Origin of the sequence: Streptomyces lycii (genome assembly GCF_009735685.1) — a bacterium.
GTDB lineage: Bacteria > Actinomycetota > Actinomycetes > Streptomycetales > Streptomycetaceae > Streptomyces > Streptomyces lycii.
Map to the genome: position 1 here is coordinate 14534 of NZ_WHPN01000255.1, position 20956 is coordinate 35489.

Genomic DNA, 20956 nt, shown 5'->3' on the forward strand with positions numbered 1-20956 from the left:
GTCCTTCGCAGCGGGAGAGGTTCGGGGTATACGGCTACCCCGGCTCCATCAACCCATGGACGGCGCGGTTACGCCTCCCAGACGGCGGCGGCCGTACGGTCGTCGGCGTACCCCTTGACCCGGACCTGGACATCCGCCAGGAACGCCGCCAGGCCCGGCGGCGCGGGCCGGGACCAGCGGCCGGCGAGCAGAGCGGCCAGCTCCGGTTCATCCCGGAACGGCTCGGCCAGCCCCGGGCTGCACAGCAGCAGGACATCCCCCGGACGGGCCACCGAGGCCCGGAACAGGAACGGGTCCACGGACCCTTCCCCTCCGGCCGGCCCACCGGGTGCCGGACGGGCCACGGAAACGCGCGGATCGGCCGGGGTTCCCGGTCCGGGCCCGGCGGCCGGGGCACCGGAACCGCCGTCCGGCCGGTACGGGGCGGCCGGGTCGCCGGCTTCGTCCCGGCGCTGCCGGGCCGCCGGGTCACCGGAGCCGTCCGGCCGGTGCGGGGCGGCCGGGTCGCCCGGCGGCCACGGGCCGGGCGGTGCGGGCGCGTTCCCCGGGCTCCGCGGCCCGGGAAGCCCGCCGAAACCGACGACCGGGCCCCCGGTGGCCGTGCCGGGGTCCGGCGGCGAGGGCTCGATGTCCTGCCACACCCCGTCGCGCAGCCGGAACAGCCCGCCCTCGCCGACGCCGAAGAACACCCGGGTGCGGCACGCGGGATCGGCGGGCAGCAGCAGGCAGCGCAGCCGCGCGGTGTACGAGGCGGGGTCGAGGCCCTGGTCGACGGCGCGGCCGCGCAGCCTGCCGTAGGCGCGGCCCGTCAGCCGGTGCAGCCCGGACTTGAGTTCGCCGCGCCGGCCTGCGCCGATGTCCTCGGACAGCCGGGCATGGCTGTCGCCGACGGCGCGGCCGACCCAGTGGCAGAGGTCCGCGGCGGCGCGGTGCGTCCCGTCGGCCGCCCGTGAACCGGTGGCGACTCCGATCAGCAGCAGGGCCCGGTCGCCGCTGCCGAACCGCGCCGTGAGCAGCACGTCGCGCCGTGGCTCGCCCCGGTAGCGCGGGGAGTCACCGCGGACGGAGGCGGCCCGGAGGGTGGCGCTGCCGTACCGCGCGCCGTCGAGAGCGGTGTCCGGCACCAGGTCGTCGAGGTGCTCGGGGTCGGCGGCGGGCAGCGCGGTGGGCTCGGGGTCGTAGGTGGGAGGTCCGTCACCGACGTGGACGGCGAGGGGGCGGTCGGGTGCGGATTCGGGTCGAGGTGGGGACTGCGGTTCGGGTGAGGATTGGGATTCGGGTGAGGATTCGGGTCCGGGTGGGGACTGGGATTGGGATGCGGGGTCGATTCCGGACGCGGACGCGGACGCGGATGCCGGTGGGGGTGGGGGTTCCGGTGCGGATGAGGGTTCCGGTGCGAAGGCGGTGGGTTCGAAGGCGCCGGCCGAGGCGGATGCGGGCGGGGGTGAGGGCTCCGGTGCGGGTGGTGGCTCCGGCGTGAGGGCACGGAATCCGGGGGCCGGGGGTTCGGGGATCGAAGGTTCGGGGGGCGGGGTTGTGGGTTCGGGGGCGGCGGCGAGACCGGGTGAGGCCGGGGCCGCCGGAGTCCTCGGAGCCGGCGGCGCCGGCGGCTCGGTACGGCTCGGCGGTACGAGGCCGTCGTCGGCGTCCAGCGGGGGTTCCCACGGAGCCCGGGGCGGAGTCATGGACGACGGCGAGGCGGGCCGGGGCACCTCGGGGCCCAGCTGCCGCGGCGCCCGGGAGGTGACCGGGCCGCGGGAGGTGACCGGTGCCCGCTCCGGGCCCGGGGGTTCGGCGGGCCAGATGCGTTCGGACGCCCGTGGGGGTGGCGGCTGCCGGTGAGGCTGGACCTGCCCCACCACCGGGGAACGGTCGGCCGCCGGAGACCGACCCGCCGCCGGGGCACGGTCCGGCGGAGCTTGCCCTGCTGCCCGGGCCCGGTCCTCCGCCGGGGCCCGCTCCTCCGCCGAGGGGCGGCTCTCCGCCGGAGGCTGCCCCTCCGCGGAAGGCCATGCCACGGCTGGAGGCCGCCCGGCCGCCGGACCCAGTCCCTCGGCAGAAGGCCGCCCGGCCGCCGGAGGCTGCCCCTCCGCAGAAGGCCGCCCGGCCGCCGGAGGCTGCCCGGCCGACGCCGGTGCGGGGCGGTTCGCCGCCGGGGGTTGGCCGACCGTGCGGGCGGCCGAGTCGAACCGGTCGTCCAGGGAGTCGCCCGCGCGGGCGGGCGGCCCGGTGTCCGGTGCCGTCTCGTCGTACAACTGGCGCCACCAGTCGTCCTCTTCGCCGGGCCGCTCACCCTGCTGACTCATGCCCTCATTGTCCACTTCGCGGCCGCTCGGGGAAGGCCGCACGCCGAAGACCCGTCAACTCGGCCACGACGGCGCACCCGTGGTGGCGCCGTGGCCGGAGTCCCGGTCATGATGTCCGGCGACGAGGGTTTGGGGGTCCGGGCGGGGAGAGGGAAGCATGCTGGGTGCCATCGGGCTGGACGCGGCCCAGGAGGCGGCGTACCGCGCGCTGGCCGGCCTGGGTTCCGCCGCGCTGCCGGAGCTGGCGCACCGGCTGGACCTGCCGGACGCCGAGTCCCTGGAGACCTTGCGGGCGTTGGAGAAGCACGGGCTCGCGGAAGAGGTGCCGGATCGTCCCGGCCACTGGCTGGCGGTGCCGCCCGCGGCCGCCCTGAACTCGCTGCTCGCCCGGCGGCGGGAGGAACTGGAGCGGGCGGAACGGGCCGCCGCCCGGCTCGCCGAGGCGTACGGCACGGCCACCGCGCGAACTCCCGGCCCGGCGGCGCACGGTACGGCTTCCGGGCCCGGAGGCAGGTCCGGCGCGGGGCGCTCGGACGACGGCGCCGCTCCCGCCGGCACGGCGGACGGTGGCTCCCCCGGTGTTCCCGCCGGCCCGGACGGTCCCGACGCCACCGATCTGCGGATGCTGTCACTCCTGCTGGACGGCCTGACCGACGCCAGTGTCGCCAAGCAACTCGACCTGGGGCTGCGCACCGTGCAGCGGCGGGTGCGGCGGCTGATGGAGCTGGCCGGTGTCTCGACCCGGATGCAACTGGGCTGGCACGCCCGGGACCGCGGCTGGCCGGCCCGGTCGCCTGCTGCCGGATCCCGGCAGCAGGGCGGCGCGGCAACCACCGGAACCGGCCCGGCCCCGGAGCACGAGGAGCGCGCGGACTGACGCGCCACGGACCGGTCGGGCGGGACCGCGCCGTCCGCGCCGTCCGGACCGGTCGGCACGCCCGGGCTCGGACCGAAGCCGTGCTCCGGCCGCGCCCCGACCCGGACCGGTCACCACTTCAGCCCAGCCGGGTGAAGGCCGGCGCCGAGGCGAAGACGTCCTCCCCCACCCGGCCGTTCCGGGTCGGCCATTCCGGCCCGGCCGTTCCGGGTCGGCCATTCCGGCCCGGCCGTTCCGGGTCGGGACCGGCCCGGCCGCTCCGCCCCAACCCGACCCGGCCCACTCGACCCGGGCCGGTCCGACCCGGCCCACGCGTCCCCGTGCCCCTGAGCACCGCACTGCGGTGCCGTCCCCATCGGCGGGCACGAGTGCCCGGACCGGGACCACGACCCGGCAGCCCGCGGGCTCCTGCCGTTCCGCACGACCACCCCGGACAGCCGTTCCGCACGACCGTCCCGGACAGCCGTTCCGCACGACCACCCCGGACAGCCGTTCCGCACGACCGTCCCGGACAACCGTTCCGCACGACCACCCCGGACAACCGTTCCGGGCGACCGCCCGGCCGGTCAGTCGCGCGGCCGGGGCCCGCGCTTGCGTTCGACCATGTGCCGTCCCAAGGCCTGCTTCTGCTTCCAGCTGCGCCGCAGTTCCGCCCGGAGCCGGGCGTCCGTACGAGCGGCCAGGCGCTCGTTCTCCCGGAGCAGCTTCCGGTAGCTGTCCAGGCGCCGGGGCGGGAGGGCCCCGGCGTCCACCGCGGCGAGGACGGCGCACCCGGGCTCCGCGACGTGCGCGCAGTCCTGGAAGCGGCAGTCCCCGGCCAGTTCCTCGATCTCCGCGAAGACCTGCGCGACCCCGCTCTCGGCGTCCCAGAGCCCGACGCCCCGCAGCCCGGGGGTGTCGATGAGGACGCCGCCGCCCGGCAGCGGCAACGGCAGCAGGTCACGGCTGGTGGTGGTGTGCCGGCCCTTGCCGTCGCTGTCTCGGGTGGCGTTCACCTGCTGCACCTCGGCTCCCAGAAGGGCGTTGGCCAGCGTGGACTTTCCCGCTCCGGACTGGCCGAGCAGGACGGTGGTGCCACCGCCGACGAGGGCGGACAGCGCGTCGATGCCCTCACCCGTCTCCGCGCTCACCGTCAGCACCGGCACACCCGGCGCGGCCGTCTCGGTGTCGGCGACGAGATGCGCGAGGGTCGCCGGGTCGGGCACCAGGTCGGCCTTGGTGAGCAGGACGACCGGCTGTGCGCCGCTCTCCCAGGCGAGCGCGAGGAACCGTTCGACGCGGCCGAGGTCGAGTTCGGCCGCGAGCGAGACGGCGATGACGGCGTGGTCGACGTTGGCCGCGAGCACCTGGCCCTCGGACCGTTTGGAGGAGGTGGAGCGGAGGATCTGGGTACGGCGCGGCAGCAGGGCCGTCACCGCCGACGCGTCCGCGTCCAGGGCGACCCAGTCCCCGGTGCAGGCGTAACGGGTGGGGTCGGAGGTGGACACCGGGGCGATGTCCGCCGTGAGCGTGTGCGCCTCCGCCGGGGCCGGGCCGGAGGGGGCGGTGACCGTGACGACGTCACAGCGGCCGCGCTCGACCCGTACGATCCGGCCGGGCAGCTGCCCTTCCGCGGCGTACGGGGCGAAGTCGGACTCGAGGCCGGTGTCCCAGCCGTAGCGGGCGAGGGGGTGGTGCGGGGTGTTGTCGTGGAACAACGGGATGACCCTTCGAAGGGCGGTCCCGGCAGCGCGCACGGCGAGGCGGCGCGGCCCGCGGGCGCGGTGGCACGCGGGAGCGTCGGGTCGGTGCGCGGGAAAGGCGAGTTGGCGTCAGCCGGTGACCGCTGGGGATGAGTGAGGGAAAGTCCGGATGCGGGCAGCGCCCGTCGTCGAGTCCGTCATCACGGTCCTCACCTCCCGGTTCCGTTCCACCGCCGGCGGTCGTCGAACGCCGTACGGGCCGGCGGCCAGCCTAGAGGGCCGCTTCCCGGGCCGCCATGCATTTTCGGGACGGCTCCGCGGACCAGTTCCGCGGACGGTGCTCAGCGGACAGTTCCCGCGGACAGTGCCACGGGGGATCCCACGGGCGGTGCCACGGACGGCCCGCGCGCCCCGTCCCGCGGCCCCCGTCCCGGGTCTCCGTCCCATGACTCCCGTCCCGTGACCCCCGTCCCGTGACCCCCGTTCCGTGACCCCCGTTCCGTGACCCCCGTTCCGTGACCGCGGCGCGGTACCCCGCCCCGCGGACTCCCACGGCCGCATACGGATCCCCCGCGGCGTCACCCCCGCGCGCCCTCCGCTCACTCCTCGCCCTTGTCGCGGTGCGAGTGCAGCCGGGAGCGTATGTCCTCCGGCGGCAGGAATCGCGCCCAGCGCTCGGGGAACTCCGGCGGAGGTTCCTCGTCGGGGCCGTCCACCGCCTCGTCCCAGTCCTCCAGGTCGTCGTCCGCGTCGTCCCCGCCGGCGGCCTTCGCCCGGGCGGCCCGCTCGGCCGCCGCCGCGATGACCTGGGCGGCCGCCTCCTCGCGGAGCCGCATGTTCGCCTCCCGGGCCGCGGACGTCGCGACGGACGGCCACACCCGGTCGATCGCCGCGTTCACGGCCGCGCCGACGAGCACCGCGAACGCGGAGACCCCGATCCACAGCAGGACGGCCACCGGCGCGGCCAGCGAGCCGTAGATCGTCGGTCCTTCGACCGTGCTGGTGAGATAGATCCGCAGCAGGAAGCTGCCCAGCACCCACATGGCGAGGGCGACGAGCGCGCCCGGGACGTCCTCCACCCAGGGCGACCGCACAGGCACCGACACGTGGTAGAGCGTGGTCAGGAAGACGATCGACAGGAGTATGACGACCGGCCAGTACAGCACCCGGACGACCGCGGTGCTCCACGGCACGATCTGGATGACCGCGTCCGGCCCGGCGACCATCAGCGGCAGCGCCACCGCCCCGATCACCAGCGCGACCATGTAGAGCAGGAAGGCCAGCAGCCGGGTCTTGACGATGCCCCGGTGGCCGTCGAGCCCGTACATGACCGTGATCGTGTCGATGAAGACGTTCACGGCGCGGGAGCCGGACCACAGGGCGAGCGCGAAGCCGAGCGAGATGACGTCCGGACGGCCGCCGCCCGTGACGTCGTCCAGCAGCGGCCGGACGATCTGGTTGACGCCGCGCTGGGAGAGCACCGTCTCGGACGCGGTGAGGATGTTCTGCCGGATGCCCTCGATCGTCTCCGTGCCGATCCACGCGTCCAGATAGCCGAGCAGGCCGATCAGGCCGAGGAGCAGCGGCGGCAGCGAGAGCAGGGTGAAGAACGCGGCCTCGGCGGCCAGACCGAGGATGCGGTACTCGATGCAGGAGTTCACCGTGTCCTTGAGCAGCAGCCACGCGACTCTGCGCTTGGAGACGTGGGGGTAGAGGGCGCGGGCTCGGCGCAAACGGCTCTGGGGCCGCTCCGGGGGTGACTCTGCTGCTTGCACCTCCTTAACGTATCTGGCATGGCAGCCACCACACACACTGTGACCAACCAGGCTCCGCCCCTGGTCGGGTACGACGTCTTCGCCGCGGACGCGGCTCTCGCCGAGGGCGTCGCGCGCCACGCGCCGGCGGATCTCCTGAACGAACTGCGGGCGGAACTCGGCGAGCTGGGCCGCGCGGCGGGCTCCGCGCAGGCGCAGGAATGGGGGACGCAGGCCAATGAGAACCGGCCGGTGCTCCGCACCCACGACCGGTACGGGCACCGGCTGGACGAGGTCGAGTTCCACCCCGCCTACCACCGGCTGCTCGGGCACGCCGTGTCCGCCGGGCTCACCGACGCCTGGGGCCGTCCGGCCGGGCATCTGCGGCGGGCCGCGGGCTTCATGGTCTGGTCGCAGACCGACGCGGGGCACGGCTGCCCGGTGTCGATGACCCATGCGGCGGTGCCGGCGCTGCGCACCGACCCGGAGCTGGCGGCCGAGTGGGAGCCGCGGCTGACCTCGCACGGTTACGAGCCCGCGCTGCTGCCCGCCGCCGACAAGCCCGGCGCGCTGTTCGGGATGGGCATGACGGAGAAACAGGGCGGTTCGGACGTACGGGCCAACACGACCCGCGCCGTGCCGCTCGCCCAGGACGGCGCCTACGCCCTGACCGGGCACAAGTGGTTCTGCTCGGCTCCGATGTCGGACGGATTCCTGGTGCTGGCGAAGGCCGTGCCGGCCGACGGCGGGGAGCCCGGCGAGGAGACCGGGCCGACCTGTTTCCTGGTGCCCCGGGTGCTGCCCGACGGCACCCGCAACACCTTCCGCATCCAGCGGCTCAAGGACAAGCTCGGCAACCGCTCCAACGCCAGCGCCGAGGTCGAGTTCGACGGCACGACCTGGGCCCGCCGGGTCGGTGAGGAGGGCCGCGGGGTCGCCACGATCATCGGCATGGTCGCGGCGACCCGGCTGGACTGCGTGCTGGGCTCGGCGGCCCTGATGCGGCAGGCCGTCGCGCAGGCGGTGCACCACGCGGCGCACCGCAGCGCCTTCGGCGGGCCGCTGATCGACAAGCCGCTGATGGAGAACGTACTGGCCGACCTGGCGCTGGAGTCGGAGGCTGCCACCACGCTCGGGCTGCGGCTGGCGGCCGCCCAGGACTCCGGGGACGAGCAGGAGCGGCAGCTGCTGCGGCTGGCCGTGCCCGCCGCGAAGTACTGGGTGACGAAGCGGGCCCCGGTGCTCGCGGCCGAGGCGCTGGAGTGCCTGGGCGGCAACGGTTACGTCGAGGAGTCCGGGATGCCCCGGCTGCTGCGCGAGGCACCGGTCAACTCGGTGTGGGAGGGCTCCGGCAACGTCCAGGCGCTCGACGTGCTGCGGGCCCTCCAGCGCGAGCCGGCCGCCCTGGACGCCTTCCTCACCGAGGTCGGCCGGTCGCGCGGGGCCGACCACCGGCTGGACGGTGCCATCAAGGACCTGCTGACCGAGCTGGCCGACCTGGACGGCATCGAGGCGCGGGCGCGCAGGCTGGTCGAGCGGATGGCGCTCGTCCTCCAGGGCTCGCTGCTCGTCCGGTACGCGCCCGCGCAGACGGCGGACGCCTTCTGCGCGTCACGGCTGGGCGGCGACTGGGGCGGCGCGTTCGGGACGCTGCCGCACACGCTGGACCTGGCGTCGGTGGTGCGGCGGGCGCGGCCGGAGAGCTGAGGAGGGACGGGCTGAGAGCGGGCGGCCGAGCGCGGAGGGCGAGCGGCCTGGGGGGCGAGCGGCCGAGGGGCGGCTGAGAGCGGAGGGCCGGCTGCCGCCGCGGCGGACGCGGCCCAGGACCGGTGACCCGTTCGCGCGGTTGCGGGAGGCACGTGCGGAAGGTGCCGGGTCACTGGCCTGAACCGCGGAGCGGTGGGTGGTGCTGCGCCGTCACGGCACCACCCCCGCCGCGGGACGCCGCCGCTGCGGCACCCCGGTGCGCATCGAGCGGCGTGCCCCCACTCTCCTGCGGGGGGCGCGGCGGGCACAAAGGTTGCGCCAGGTTGCAGAAAATACGCCAAGTTCCCCCATGCTCCCCGCCGTCGGCGGCACCATGAGAAGAGTCCGGCGTTCCGCCGGCGCCGCCCCACCGGCCCTCTGGGAGACGTCGATCCCCGTGAACGACACATCGTTGGACCCGGCCCGGGCCGCTGCCCTGGGCACGCGCGAGGCCACCCGGCGCCTCAGCCGCCTGCGGGACGCCGCGATCGCCCGGCGCACGCCGCCGCCCGCCGCCCGGTCCCTGATCGGCGAGTCCTGGAAGCGGGTGCTGCGCCTCGGCGTCGATCCCGACCGCGGCGGCCACTCCGGGCTGCTGTCGCTGGAGGAGATGGAGCAGCGCCGTCGCGCCTCACCGATCTCCGAGGTGCTGCCCCTGCTGCGCGACGGGCTGGTGTCGGTCGCGCACGCCACCCAGCAGATCATGGTGATCACCGACGCCGAGGGGCGCGTGCTGTGGCGGGACGGCAGCCCGCTGGGCCGCCGGCGGGCGGACGCGCTCGGGTTCACCCCGGGCGCCAGCTGGTCCGAGGACGTCGTCGGCACCAACGCGGTCGGTACAGCGCTGGTGACCGGCCGGCCGCTCCAGGTGCACTCCGCCGAGCACTTCGTCCGCACCCACCACCCCTGGTCGTGCGCCGCGGCGCCGCTGCACGACCCGCGGAACGGGCGGCTGCTGGGCGTGGTCGACGTCAGCGGCCCGGCCGCGTCCGTGCACCCGGCGACGCTGGCGCTGGTGACGTCGGTGGCGCGGCTCGCCGAGAGCGAGCTGCGGGAGCGTCATCTGGAGACGGTGGAGCGGCTGCGCTCGGTCGCGGCACCGATCCTGTGCCGGCTGGCGGGCGAACGGGCGCTGGCGGTGGACCGCGACGGCTGGCCCGCCGCCGTCACCGGCATGCCGCCGCCCGACCGGCTGGTGCTTCCCGAGCGGTTCGGCGCGGGCCGCCACCGGATCCCCTCGCTGGGCCCGTGCACCGTGGAGCCGCTGCCGGACGGCTGGCTCGTACGGATGGACGACTCTGCCCCGGACGGTGACGAGGCGCGGCCCGCCCTGGTGGAGCTGGACGTCCGCCAGGGGCGGCGGGTGCTGCTGACGGTGTCCGGCCAGGCCGGCGGCTGGACGCAGGAGCTGAGCCCGCGCCACGCGGAGCTGCTGTACGCGCTGGCCCGCCGGCGGGACGGGCGGACGGCCGCGCAGCTCGCGCAGGACCTGTTCGGCGACCCGTCGAGGACGGTGACGGTGCGGGCGGAGATGTCCCGGTTGCGGCGGACGCTCGGCGGTGTGCTGGACCACCGCCCGTACCGCTTCGCGGACGACCTGGAGGTGCGGCTGCTCGTCCCGGAGGACCCGGCCCACCTGCTGCCCCGGTCCACGGCGCCGCTGGTCGCGGGCGCCCGCTCGGAGGCCGACGAACGGCCGGCGGCGGGCGGACGCTCACCGGCGGACCGCCGTTCGCCGGCGGGCGGTGGTGGTGCGCCGCCGGACGGCCGTTCGCCGGCGGGCGGCCCACCCGATCGCGCCGCTGCTGTCGCCGTGACCGCCGGGCCGCCCTAACGTCCCCGGTGAGGGACTGCCGCAGCGTCCCCGCGAGGGGCGCCGCGTGCGCGCACTGACAGAAGGGCCGGCGATGGCCGCGAGCGACCGGCGCCGCCGAGGCGCGTTCCGCCCGGAGCGGCGGCACGGCACCGGCCGGTGGGGACTGCTCGCGCTGCTGCTGCTCGTCGCGGTGGCGCTGCTCCGCGACGGCACGCACGCCGCGTTCGGCCCGCCGCAGCCGGTCGCCGCCCAGTCGGTGATGGACGGGGCACCACGGGTACGGGCCGCCGAGCCGCTTCCGCCGTCACCTCCCGAGGGCGTACGGATCCCGGCCGTCGGCGTGGCCGCGCCGCTGGTGCCGCTGGGGCTCGCCGGGGGTGGCCGGATCGAGACGCCGCCGCCGGACGAGCCGAACCTCGCCGGCTGGTACGAGGGCGCGGTCACCCCCGGGGAGCGGGGCACCGCCGTGCTGGTCGGGCAGGTGGACGCCGCCTCCGGGCCGGCCGTCTTCCACGGCCTGGGAGCGCTGGAGAAGGGGCTGCGCGTCCATGTCGTCCGGCGGGACGGCCGCACGGCGGTGTTCGAGGTGTACGGCGTCGAGGTGTTCACCGGCGGCTCCTTTCCGGCGCGCCGGGTCTACGGCAGCACGGGCTTCCCCGAGCTGCGGGTTCTCACCTGCGGCGGCCGCTACGGCGAGCACACCGGCTACACCGGCGAGGTGGTGGTGTTCGCCCGGATGACCGAGGTGCGCCCGTGATGGGATGACGGCATGAGCACCGTCCCCGTGACCACCTGGTACCTCGAACAGACCTCGCCCGCCGATCTCACACCGCCGGGCGGTTCCGGCCACCGCACGGAAGCGCCGCGCCAGGGCGCACAGCGCTGCGAAGCACGGGGCGGTGAAGCGCGCCGACAGGACGTCCGGAGCCACGCGGCACGGCTGCCGGACGCGCGGTCGAGGGACGCGCGGCCGTCGCGGGCACAGCCGCGGGACACGCCGCCGGAGGGCGGTGCCGGGGTCCGGATCGTGCGGGCCGAGGTGCCCTCCCCCGAGTTCAGCCGCTTCCTCTACACGGCGGTCGGCGGGGACGTCACCTGGACCGACCGGCTGGACTGGCCGTACGCGCGCTGGCAGGAGTTCCTGGAACGGCCCGGCGTCGAGACCTGGGTGGCGTACGACCGCGGCACCCCGGCCGGGTTCATCGAGCTGGACCCCCAGGCCGACGGCGTGGTGGAGATCTCCTACTTCGGGCTGCTGCCCGCGTTCCGGGGGCGCGGCATCGGCGGCCGGCTGCTGGCCGCCGGCACCGCGCGGGCCTGGGACCTGGCCGAGCGGTGGCCCGGGCGGGAGGTGACGCGGCGGGTGTGGGTGCACACGTGCGACCAGGACGGGCCGTACGCGCTGGAGAACTACCGAAGGCGCGGCTTCCGGCTCTTCGACACCAGGACGGAGAAGGAACCGGACGTCCCGCCGCCGGGACCGTGGCCGGGCGCCGGCCCCCGTGCGTGACCGCGGAAGACGGGCGTCGGCCCGCCCGCGCGCCGTGACCGCGGGAGGCGGCGGAGGTCCTTGCGCGTGACCGCGGAAGGCGGGCGCCGGTCCCCGCGCTCTACCGCGTGACGGCCGGGGCCTCGTCACGCGCCCGCGCCGGCACGGGCGGGTGACGAGGCCCGGGCCCGGCAGGAACCGTGTGCCCGGGCCGGGCCCGGACCGGTTCCGGGCCAAGGGCCGGGCACACGCGCGTAATCTGGACGGCAGGACGGCCCCGACGGTCACGGGACGGCAGGACGGTCGCCGGACGGCAGGACGGTCGCCGGACGGCAGGACGGTCGCCGGACGGCAGGACGGTCGCCGGACGGCAGGACGGCTGCGGGACGGCGGGACGGCGGGACGGCGGGACGGCCGGGGAACGACGGCGGCCGCCGACCGCGCCCCCGCGACCCCGACCCGCGCCGCCGCCCCCGGCCCGCACCCCCTGCCCGTGCCCCGGGCCACCGTCCGCTCGGCCCCGCCCGGTCCCGGCTCCGCCCCCGGCCAAGCCGCCACGCCGGCCGCGGCGCCCACCGTGACCCGGAGCACACGATCTCGCAGAACGAGACAGACTCGTCCAAATAACGGACGTCAGTGGACGCTCCAGAGAGCTCCGTGCCACGCTCTCGTCATGTCTCGAGCTGGAATTGCCTTGGTGAGTCGGCGCCACGTCGATCTCGGCCGCATGTCCAGCGCCATCTGTCCGGCGGGCTGACAGTCCCAGCACCGCCGCACCCGTCACCGGTCCCCACCGTCGCGGACCGTGACCACTCCCACCGGCCGAGCAGCCGCACCTCAGCGCGCCCCGGCGCGCCGTCCCGCCCCTCCGCAGCAGGTCGGAGGGCAGGCCGGGAGAGTGCAGCCTGCCCGATCCACCTTGAGCCCCGCCCGAGAAGGACATCACCGCCATGGCCGCCACACCGGAGCGCGCGAGCGCCGCCACGACCCGCCGCAAGGCCGGACGACACCGCGGAGAGGGCCAGTGGGCCGCCGGACACTTCACCCCGCTCAACGCCAACGAGCAGTCCAAGAAGGACGACGACGGTCTCAATGTGCGGACACGCGTTGAGACGATTTACTCCAAGGCCGGCTTCGACTCGATCGACCCCGCCGACCTGCGCGGCCGGATGCGCTGGTGGGGGCTGTACACCCAGCGCCGCCCCGGGATCGACGGCGGCAAGACCGCCGTGCTGGAGCCGGAGGAGCTGGACGACCGCTACTTCATGATGCGGGTCCGCATCGACGGCGGCCGGCTCACCGTGGCGCAGCTGCGCGCCATCGGCGAGGTGTCCGAGCAGTACGCCCGCGGCACCGCGGACATCACCGACCGGCAGAACATCCAGCTGCACTGGGTACGCATCGAGGACGTGCCCGCCATCTGGGAGAAGCTGGAGTCGGTGGGCCTGTCCACGACCGAGGCCTGCGGCGACGTGCCCCGCGTCGTCATCGGCTCGCCGGTGGCGGGGATCGCCGCGGACGAGATCATCGACGGTTCCCCGGCGGTCGAGATCATCCACGACCGCTACATCGGCAGCAAGGAATTCTCCAACCTGCCGCGCAAGTTCAAGACCGCGATCTCCGGCTCCCCGGTGCAGGACGTGGTGCACGAGATCAACGACATCTCGTTCGTCGGCGTCGTGCACCCCGAGCACGGTCCCGGCTTCGACCTCTGGGTCGGCGGCGGCCTCTCCACCAACCCCAAGCTCGCCCAGCGGCTGGGCGCCTGGGTGCCGCTGGACGAGGTCCCCGAGGTCTGGGCCGGCGTGACCGCAGTCTTCCGGGACTACGGCTACCGGCGGCTGCGCAACCGCGCCCGGCTGAAGTTCCTGGTCGCTGACTGGGGCACCGAGAAGTTCCGCCAGGTGCTGGAGGACGAGTACCTGGGGCGCAAGCTGGCCGACGGCCCGGCGCCCGACGAGCCGGTGTCGAAGTGGCGCGACCACATCGGCGTGCACGAGCAGCAGGACGGCCGCTATTACGTCGGCTTCGCCCCGCGCGTCGGCCGGGTCGACGGCGCCACCCTGGGCAAGATCGCGGACCTGGCGGCGGCGCACGGCTCGGACCGGCTCAACACCACCGTCGAGCAGAAGATGATCATCCTCGATGTGGAGCGGGACCGGATCGCGTCGCTCACCGAGGGCTTGGAGGCGCTGGGCTTCCAGGTCGACCCGTCGCCGTTCCGGCGCGGCACCATGGCCTGCACCGGCATCGAGTTCTGCAAGCTGGCCATCGTCGAGACCAAGGCGCGCGCCGCCCGTCTCATCGACGAACTCGAGGCCCGCATGCCGGACTTCGAGGAGCCCGTCAGCATCAACCTCAACGGCTGCCCCAACGCCTGCGCCCGCATCCAGACCGCGGACATCGGTCTCAAGGGCCAGCTCATGCTGGACGCCGACGGCAACCAGGTCGAGGGCTACCAGGTGCACCTGGGCGGCTCCCTGGGCTTCGACGCCGGCTTCGGCCGCAAGGTCCGCGGCCTGAAGGTCACCTCAGCCGAACTCCCCGACTACGTCGAGCGGGTGCTGCGCCGCTTCGAGAAGCAGCGCGAGGACGGCGAGCGGTTCGCCACCTGGGCCGCACGCGCGACGCCCGAGGACCTGTCATGAGCGAGCGAGCGGTGCCGTTCCACTGCCCCTACTGCGGCGACGAGGACCTGCGGCCGTCCGAGGAGGGACACGGCGCATGGGAATGCGCGTCCTGCAACCGGGCGTTCCGGCTGTCGTTCCTCGGTCTGCTCGCCAAGGGCCTGGGCGGGGAGCGGCCCCGGCCGCAGCGCGCCGGGGGCGACCACGGCGAAGGGGGCACCACCTCATGACCACCGCACCGTCTCCGCAGCGCACCGCCGACGAACTCCGCGCACTCGCCGAGCAGGCGGGCCGCGACCTGGAGGACGCGTCGGCGCAGGACATCCTGCGCTGGGCCGCCGAGACGTTCGGCAGCCGCTTCTGCGTCACCTCCTCGATGGAGGACGCGGTCGTCGCCCACCTCGCGTCCCGCGCCATGCCGGGCGTGGACGTGGTGTTCCTGGACACCGGCTACCACTTCCCGGAGACCATCGGCACCCGCGACGCCGTGGACGCCGTGATGGACGTCAACGTCATCACGCTCACCCCCCGGCAGACCGTCGCCGAGCAGGACGCCGAGCACGGGCCGCGGCTGCACGACCGCGACCCCGACCTGTGCTGCGCGCTCCGCAAGGTCAAGCCGCTGGAGGAGGGCCTGACCGCGTACGACGCCTGGGCGACCGGGCTGCGCCGGGACGAGTCCCCGACCCGGGCGGGCACCCCGGTCGTCGGCTGGGACGAGAAGCGGCAGAAGGTCAAGATCTCCCCCATCGCGCGCTGGACGCAGGACGACGTCGACGCGTACGTCGCCCGGCACGGCGTCCTCACCAACCCGCTGCTGTCGGACGGTTACGCCTCCGTCGGCTGCGCGCCCTGCACCCGCCGGGTGCTGGAGGGCGAGGACGCCCGGGCCGGCCGCTGGGCGGGCACCGGCAAGACCGAATGCGGACTGCACGCCTGATGTTCCCCCAGACCACGACCACCACGACGGCCGGGCCGGCCGGGACGGAGAAAGAGCGGGAGATGACCGACCAGCATCCCGGCCGGCAGGGCACCGGCGACGCGGGGCAGCGCGGCGCGACCGTATGGCTCACCGGCCTGCCCAGCGCCGGCAAGACGACGATCGCCCGCGCGCTGGCGGAGGACCTGCGCCGCGACGGGCACCGGGTGGAGGTGCTCGACGGCGACGAGATCCGCGAGTTCCTCACCGCGGGGCTCGGTTTCTCCCGCGAGGACCGGCACACCAACGTGCAGCGGATCGGCTTCGTCGCCGAACTGCTCGCCTCCAACGGGGTCAAGGTCCTCGTCCCCGTCATCGCCCCGTACGCGGACAGCCGCGACGCGGTGCGCAAGCGCCACGAGGCGGCCGGCACCACCTATCTGGAGGTGCATGTCGCCACTCCGGTCGAGATCTGCTCCGACCGGGACGTGAAAGGCCTGTACGCCAAGCAGGCGGCGGGCGAGCTCACCGGCCTGACCGGCGTCGACGACCCGTACGAGGCGCCGGCCGCCCCGGAGCTGCGGATCGAGACGCAGGCGCTGAGCGTCGCGCAGTCCGCGGACGCACTCCGGACGCTGCTCACCGAGAAGGGACTGGCATGACGACGGCAGCCACAGTGGACGAAGGCACCGACAACCCGTACGCCCTGAGCCACCTGGACGCGCTGGAGTCCGAGGCGGTGCACATCTTCCGCGAGGTGGCGGGGGAGTTCGAGCGGCCGGTGATCCTCTTCTCCGGCGGCAAGGACTCCATCGTCATGCTGCACCTGGCGCTCAAGGCCTTCGCGCCGGCGCCGGTGCCGTTCTCCCTGCTGCACGTCGACACCGGGCACAACTTCCCGGAGGTGCTGGACTTCCGGGACCGCACCGTCGCCGAGCACGGGCTGCGGCTGCACGTGGCGTCGGTACAGGAGTTCATCGACTCCGGCGAGCTGCGGGAGCGCCCGGACGGCACCCGGAACCCACTGCAGACCGTGCCGCTGCTGGACGCGATCGTGAAGAACCGCTTCGACGCGGTCTTCGGCGGCGGCCGCCGCGACGAGGAGAAGGCACGCGCCAAGGAGCGCGTCTTCTCCCTGCGTGACGAGTTCGGCGGCTGGGACCCGCGCCGCCAGCGCCCCGAGCTGTGGCAGCTCTACAACGGCCGGCACTCCCCCGGCGAGCACGTCCGGGTCTTCCCGCTCTCCAACTGGACCGAGCTGGACGTGTGGCAGTACATCGCCCGAGAGAAGATCGAACTGCCCGCCATCTACTACGCCCACGAGCGCGAGGTCTTCGCCCGCAGCGGCATGTGGCTGGCCCCCGGCGAGTGGGGCGGCCCGCGCGACGGCGAGCGGACCGAGACCCGCCGGGTGCGCTACCGCACCGTGGGCGACATGTCCTGCACCGGCGCGGTCGACTCCGACGCCGACACCATCGAGGCCGTCATCGCCGAGATCGCCGCCTCCCGGCTGACGGAGCGGGGCGCCACCCGCGCCGACGACAAGCTGTCCGAAGCCGCCATGGAGGACCGGAAGCGCGAGGGGTACTTCTAACCATGACCAGCATCGACACGAACAGCACGGGCAGCGGCCTCGGTGACGGCCTCACCGACGGCCTCACCGCCACCTCGCTGCTGCGGTTCGCCACCGCCGGCTCCGTCGACGACGGCAAGTCCACCCTCGTCGGCCGGCTGCTGCACGACTCGAAGTCGGTCCTCGCGGACCAGCTGGAGGCCGTGGAGCACGCCTCACGCAGCCGCGGCCAGGAGGCGCCGGACCTGGCGCTGCTGACCGACGGCCTGCGCGCCGAGCGCGAGCAGGGCATCACCATCGACGTCGCCTACCGCTACTTCGCCACCCCGCGCCGCCGGTTCATCCTGGCCGACACCCCCGGGCACGTGCAGTACACCCGGAACATGGTCACCGGCGCCTCCACCGCCGAACTGGCCGTCGTCCTCGTCGACGCGCGCAACGGCGTCGTCGAGCAGACCCGCCGGCACGCCGCCGTGGCCGCGCTGCTGCGCGTCCCGCACGTCGTCCTCGCGGTCAACAAGATGGATCTCGTCGGCTACGAGGAGTCCGTCTTCGCGGCCATAGCCGAGGAGTTCACCGCGTACGCCGCCTCCCTCGGCGTCCCCGAGATCACCACCATCCCGATCTCCGCGCTCGCCGGGGACAACGTGGTCACCCCGTCGGCCAACATGGACTGGTACGGCGGCCCCACCGTCCTGGAGCACCTGGAGACCGTCCCGGTCACCGACGACCCCGGCGACGACCCGGTCCGCTTCCCGGTCCAGTACGTCATCCGTCCGCAGTCCCCCGAGCACCCCGACTACCGCGGCTACGCGGGCCAGATGGCGTCCGGGGTGCTGCGCGCGGGCGACCGGGTCACCGTGCTGCCGTCGGGCCGCACCAGCACCGTCGAGGCCATCGACGCGCTGGGCGTGTCCGTGGACGTCGCGTGGGCACCGCAGTCGGTGACCGTGCTGCTCGCCGACGACCTGGACGTCTCCCGCGGCGACGTCATCGCGACCACGGCGACCGCGCCCGCCGTCACCCAGGACCTCGAGGCCACGGTCTGCCACCTGCACGACCGGCCGCTGCGCACCGGTGACCGGGTGCTGCTGAAGCACACCACCCGCACCGTCAAGGCGATCGTCAAGGACATCCCGTCCCGGCTCAACCTGGCCGTGTCCGCCGAGCAGCGCGGCATCTCGCAGCACCCCGCGCCGGAGGAGCTGGCGGCCAACGACATCGGCCGGGTGGTGCTCCGCACCTCCGAGCCGCTCCCCGTGGACGCCTACGCCGACTCCCGGCGCACCGGGTCCTTCCTGCTGATCGACCCGGCCGACGGCACGACGCTGACGGCCGGCATGGCGGGCGCCGCGTTCGCCGACTCCGACGCCGAGGTCTCCGAGGCCCCGGCGGCCGGCGCCGACGGCGACTGGGACTTCTGACCCACCGCAACCGCGCGGCCCGGCGGCCGCACCACGCCGCCGAGCCGCGCGCCCGACCCGGTCCGACGTTCCGACGCCCCCGACGAGGAGAAGACGATGGCCACAGCCCTGGCTCCCAGCCCGTCCGCACCGCAGCTCGGCCACGCTCCGTACGCGGTCCGGCTCGAGCACGTCTCGAAGTCCTTCCCGGGCGACGGCCGGGAGCGGCACCAGGTGCTGGACGACATCAGCCTGCATGTCGCGCCCGGTGAGTTCGTGTGCCTGCTGGGCGCCTCGGGCTGCGGCAAGTCGACGCTGCTGAACCTCGTCGCCGGTCTGGACCGGCCCACCTCGGGCAGCCTGGAGATCGAGGCCGGGGCACACCGGCCCACCCTGATGTTCCAGGAGCACGCGCTGTTCCCGTGGCTGACCGCGGGCAAGAACGTCGAGCTGGCCCTCAAGATGCGCGGCGTGCCGCGCGCGGAGCGGCGGCCGGAGGCCCTGCGGCTGCTGGAGCTGGTACGGCTCGGCGGCGCGCACGGCAAGCGCCCGCACGAGATGTCCGGCGGCATGCGGCAGCGGGTCGCCATGGCCCGGGCGCTGGCGCAGGACAGCCGGGTGCTGCTGATGGACGAGCCGTTCGCGGCGCTCGACGCCATCACCCGCGACGTGCTGCACGAGGTGCTGGCCGACGTGTGGGAGCAGCAGAAGCTGTCGGTGCTGTTCGTCACGCACAACGTGCGCGAGGCGGTACGGCTCGGGCAGCGCGTGGTCCTGCTGTCCTCGCGTCCGGGCCGGGTCGCGCGCACCTGGGAGGTGGAGGTGCCGCATCCGCGCCGGATCGAGGACGCGGCGGTGGCCGAACTGGCGCTGGAGATCACCGGCCATCTGCGGGAGGAGATCCGCCGCCATGCCCGCCACTGACACCGGGCCCCGGCGCGGCGGCGACCCGCGCGGTACGGAGTCCGGCGCCGCGCTGTCCGACGGCCCGCCGTCCGGCGGCGCGGCCGGACCCACCGCCTCCGCCTCCGCCTCCGCCTCCGGGGACTGCACCGACTTCGCCTCCGGCCTCGACGCCCTGGAGGCGCCGCAGGCCCGGTCCGCGCGGCACCGGCTGGCGGACAAGGCCCTCGGCCCGGTGCTGGCCGTCGTCGTCGTCCTCGGGCTGTGGCAGCTCGCCCACACCCTGAGCTGGTCGGCGGCGCTGCCCGCCCCCGCCGAGGTCGGCGGGGACCTCGCCGCCGCCTGGAGCGACGGCACGCTGCTGCCGAGCCTGCTGCACAGCATCCAGCGCTGCCTGCTCGGTTTTCTGCTCGCGGTCGCGATCGGCGCCCCGCTGGGGCTGTTCGTCGCCCGGTACGGGCCTGCCCGTTCGGTCTTCGGGCCGATCCTGAGCGCCGTGCAGTCGCTGCCCGCCGCGGCGCTGGTGCCGGTCGCCGTGATCGCGCTCGGCGAGTCCGAGGGCGCCGTCTACACCGTGGTGCTGCTCGGCGCGGTGCCGTCCGTGGCCATGGGGCTGGTCGCCGCCACCGACCAGGTGTCACCGCTGCTGCTGCGCGCCGGGCGGACGCTCGGCGCGACCGGCTGGCGCGGCGCCGTGCACGTCCTGATACCCGCGGCCATGCCCGGGTTCGTCATCGCGCTGAAGCAGGGCTGGACGTTCGGCTGGCGCGCCCTGATGACGGCCGAGCTGATCACCGCGACGCCGCTGCCCGGGGTGGGGCGCATCCTCAACGAGGGCAAGGAGAGCGCCGACATGAGCCTGGTGCTCGCCGCGGTGCTGCTGATCCTCGCCATCGGGGTGCTCGTGGAGGCCGCAATCTTCGCCCCGGTCGAACGGCGGGTGCTGCGCAGCCGGGGGCTTCAGGGAGGCCCGGCATGACGTACGCGCCGAACGGGTCCGGCGCCGGAGCCCGGCCTGCGCCCGGCTCGGGTGCAGCGCCCGGGTGCCGCTCCGCTGCCGCTCCCGCGCTGCTGATCGTCGCCCACGGCAGCCGCGACCCGCGGCACGCCGCGACCGTCACCGCGCTCACCGAACGCGTCCGCGCGCTGCGGCCGGACGTGCGTGTCGAGACCGGCTATCTGGACTTCTGCGCCCCGAGCGTGCCGCGGGTCCTGGACCGGCTGGCGGCGGACGGCGTACGCGAGGTCGTGGCGCTCCCCCTGCTGCTGACCCACGCCTTCCACGCCAAGTCCGACATCCCCGGGGTGCTGCGCGAGGCCGGTGCCCGGCTGCCGCGGCCGGCCATCACCCAGGCGGAGGTGCTGGGCCCCTCGCCGCTGCTGACCGCGGCCCTGGAACAGCGGCTGTACGAAGCCGGGGTGCGCCGCGGCGACCGTGCCTCGACCGGGGTCGTGCTGGCCTCGGCGGGCTCCTCAGACCCGGAGGCGATCGCAGTGATCGCAGCAATCGCGCGGGAGTGGCGGCACACCGGTTGGTGCGCCGTGCGGCCTGCGTTCGCCTCCGCATCTCTCCCCCGCACGGCGGACGCCGTGCGCGCCCTCCGCGCGGAGGGCGTCCGCCGGGTGGCGGTGGCGCCGTACGTCATCGCCCCGGGCCGGCTGCCCGACCGCATCGTGGCCGGCGCCCGGGAGGCGGACGCCGACTTCCTGGCGGACGTGCTCGGCCCGTGCCCGGAGCTGGCCCGGCTGCTGATCCGGCGCTACGAAGAGGCCCGCACGGCACGGCCGCTGACGGCGCTGAGCGCCTAGCCAGGGCCCGGCTCGTGCCGATGGCCGGGATCCCGGGTACGGCCCCCGGGAC

General features: G+C 75.1%; 18 protein-coding genes. 15 read left to right on the forward strand and 3 right to left on the reverse strand.

The features are described 5' to 3' along the window. Positions 1-68 precede the first annotated feature (68 nt). A complete protein-coding gene (locus GCU69_RS11185) occupies positions 69-2306 on the reverse strand; it encodes a protein phosphatase 2C domain-containing protein (RefSeq protein ID WP_156205830.1) in 2238 nt (745 codons plus the stop codon). Between the two features lie 157 nt (positions 2307-2463). On the opposite strand from GCU69_RS11185, the gene GCU69_RS11190 reads away from it, so the two are divergent. After that, the gene (locus GCU69_RS11190) at positions 2464-3183 is read left to right on the forward strand and encodes a helix-turn-helix transcriptional regulator (protein WP_235978400.1); all 720 of its coding nucleotides are present in this window, start codon (positions 2464-2466) and stop codon (positions 3181-3183) included. Between the two features lie 566 nt (positions 3184-3749). Here the strand turns inward: GCU69_RS11190 and rsgA are convergent. Then, entirely contained in the window at positions 3750-4880 is a 1131-nt protein-coding gene (rsgA, locus tag GCU69_RS11195) for a ribosome small subunit-dependent GTPase A (protein WP_235978402.1), read from the reverse strand. Positions 4881-5464: 584 nt separating this feature from the next. Next, the gene (locus GCU69_RS11200) at positions 5465-6640 is read right to left on the reverse strand and encodes a YihY/virulence factor BrkB family protein (RefSeq protein WP_098754222.1); all 1176 of its coding nucleotides are present in this window, start codon (positions 6638-6640) and stop codon (positions 5465-5467) included. A gap of 18 nt (positions 6641-6658) precedes the next feature. Between GCU69_RS11200 and GCU69_RS11205 the strand changes: the two genes are divergently transcribed. From GCU69_RS11205 to GCU69_RS11265, 14 genes are all read left to right on the forward strand, one after another. Beyond that, positions 6659-8326 carry an acyl-CoA dehydrogenase family protein gene (locus tag GCU69_RS11205; RefSeq protein ID WP_156205831.1) on the forward strand — a complete coding sequence of 556 codons (1668 nt, stop codon included), beginning with the start codon at positions 6659-6661 and terminating at the stop codon, positions 8324-8326. 436 nt (positions 8327-8762) lie between these two features. Further along, positions 8763-10199: a helix-turn-helix domain-containing protein gene (locus GCU69_RS11210; protein WP_235978403.1), complete on the forward strand. Its 1437-nt coding sequence runs from the start codon at positions 8763-8765 to the stop codon at positions 10197-10199. Positions 10200-10272: 73 nt separating this feature from the next. Beyond that, on the forward strand, positions 10273-10938 hold the full coding sequence (locus tag GCU69_RS11215; protein ID WP_156205855.1) for a class F sortase: 666 nt from the start codon (positions 10273-10275) through the stop codon (positions 10936-10938). 183 nt (positions 10939-11121) lie between these two features. Beyond that, a complete protein-coding gene (locus GCU69_RS11220; RefSeq protein ID WP_235978406.1) occupies positions 11122-11691 on the forward strand; it encodes a GNAT family N-acetyltransferase in 570 nt (189 codons plus the stop codon). 652 nt (positions 11692-12343) lie between these two features. Further along, the gene (locus GCU69_RS34715; protein WP_309471194.1) at positions 12344-12427 is read left to right on the forward strand and encodes a putative leader peptide; all 84 of its coding nucleotides are present in this window, start codon (positions 12344-12346) and stop codon (positions 12425-12427) included. A 193-nt stretch (positions 12428-12620) separates the two neighbouring features. After that, entirely contained in the window at positions 12621-14318 is a 1698-nt protein-coding gene (locus GCU69_RS11225; protein WP_098754216.1) for a nitrite/sulfite reductase, read from the forward strand. Further along, on the forward strand, positions 14315-14527 hold the full coding sequence (locus tag GCU69_RS11230; RefSeq protein ID WP_098754215.1) for a hypothetical protein: 213 nt from the start codon (positions 14315-14317) through the stop codon (positions 14525-14527). The genes GCU69_RS11225 and GCU69_RS11230 overlap by 4 nt, the downstream gene beginning before the upstream one ends. Continuing rightward, positions 14524-15237 carry a phosphoadenylyl-sulfate reductase gene (locus GCU69_RS11235; protein WP_156205833.1) on the forward strand — a complete coding sequence of 238 codons (714 nt, stop codon included), beginning with the start codon at positions 14524-14526 and terminating at the stop codon, positions 15235-15237. The genes GCU69_RS11230 and GCU69_RS11235 overlap by 4 nt, the downstream gene beginning before the upstream one ends. 62 nt (positions 15238-15299) lie before the next feature. Continuing rightward, the gene (gene cysC, locus GCU69_RS11240) at positions 15300-15878 is read left to right on the forward strand and encodes an adenylyl-sulfate kinase (protein ID WP_098754218.1); all 579 of its coding nucleotides are present in this window, start codon (positions 15300-15302) and stop codon (positions 15876-15878) included. After that, positions 15875-16810, forward strand: coding sequence for a sulfate adenylyltransferase subunit CysD (gene cysD, locus GCU69_RS11245; RefSeq protein WP_098754213.1), 936 nt, complete (start codon positions 15875-15877; stop codon positions 16808-16810). The genes cysC and cysD overlap by 4 nt, the downstream gene beginning before the upstream one ends. Before the next feature lie 2 nt (positions 16811-16812). Beyond that, positions 16813-18213, forward strand: a complete 1401-nt coding sequence (locus tag GCU69_RS11250) for a sulfate adenylyltransferase subunit 1 (RefSeq protein ID WP_098754212.1) — start codon at positions 16813-16815, stop codon at positions 18211-18213. Positions 18214-18309: 96 nt separating this feature from the next. Continuing rightward, entirely contained in the window at positions 18310-19116 is an 807-nt protein-coding gene (locus GCU69_RS11255; RefSeq protein WP_098754211.1) for an ABC transporter ATP-binding protein, read from the forward strand. Continuing rightward, entirely contained in the window at positions 19103-20074 is a 972-nt protein-coding gene (locus tag GCU69_RS11260) for an ABC transporter permease (RefSeq protein ID WP_156205834.1), read from the forward strand. The genes GCU69_RS11255 and GCU69_RS11260 overlap by 14 nt, the downstream gene beginning before the upstream one ends. Continuing rightward, entirely contained in the window at positions 20071-20904 is an 834-nt protein-coding gene (locus GCU69_RS11265; RefSeq protein WP_156205835.1) for a sirohydrochlorin chelatase, read from the forward strand. Before GCU69_RS11260 ends, GCU69_RS11265 begins: the two co-directional genes overlap by 4 nt. Positions 20905-20956: the final 52 nt, after the last annotated feature.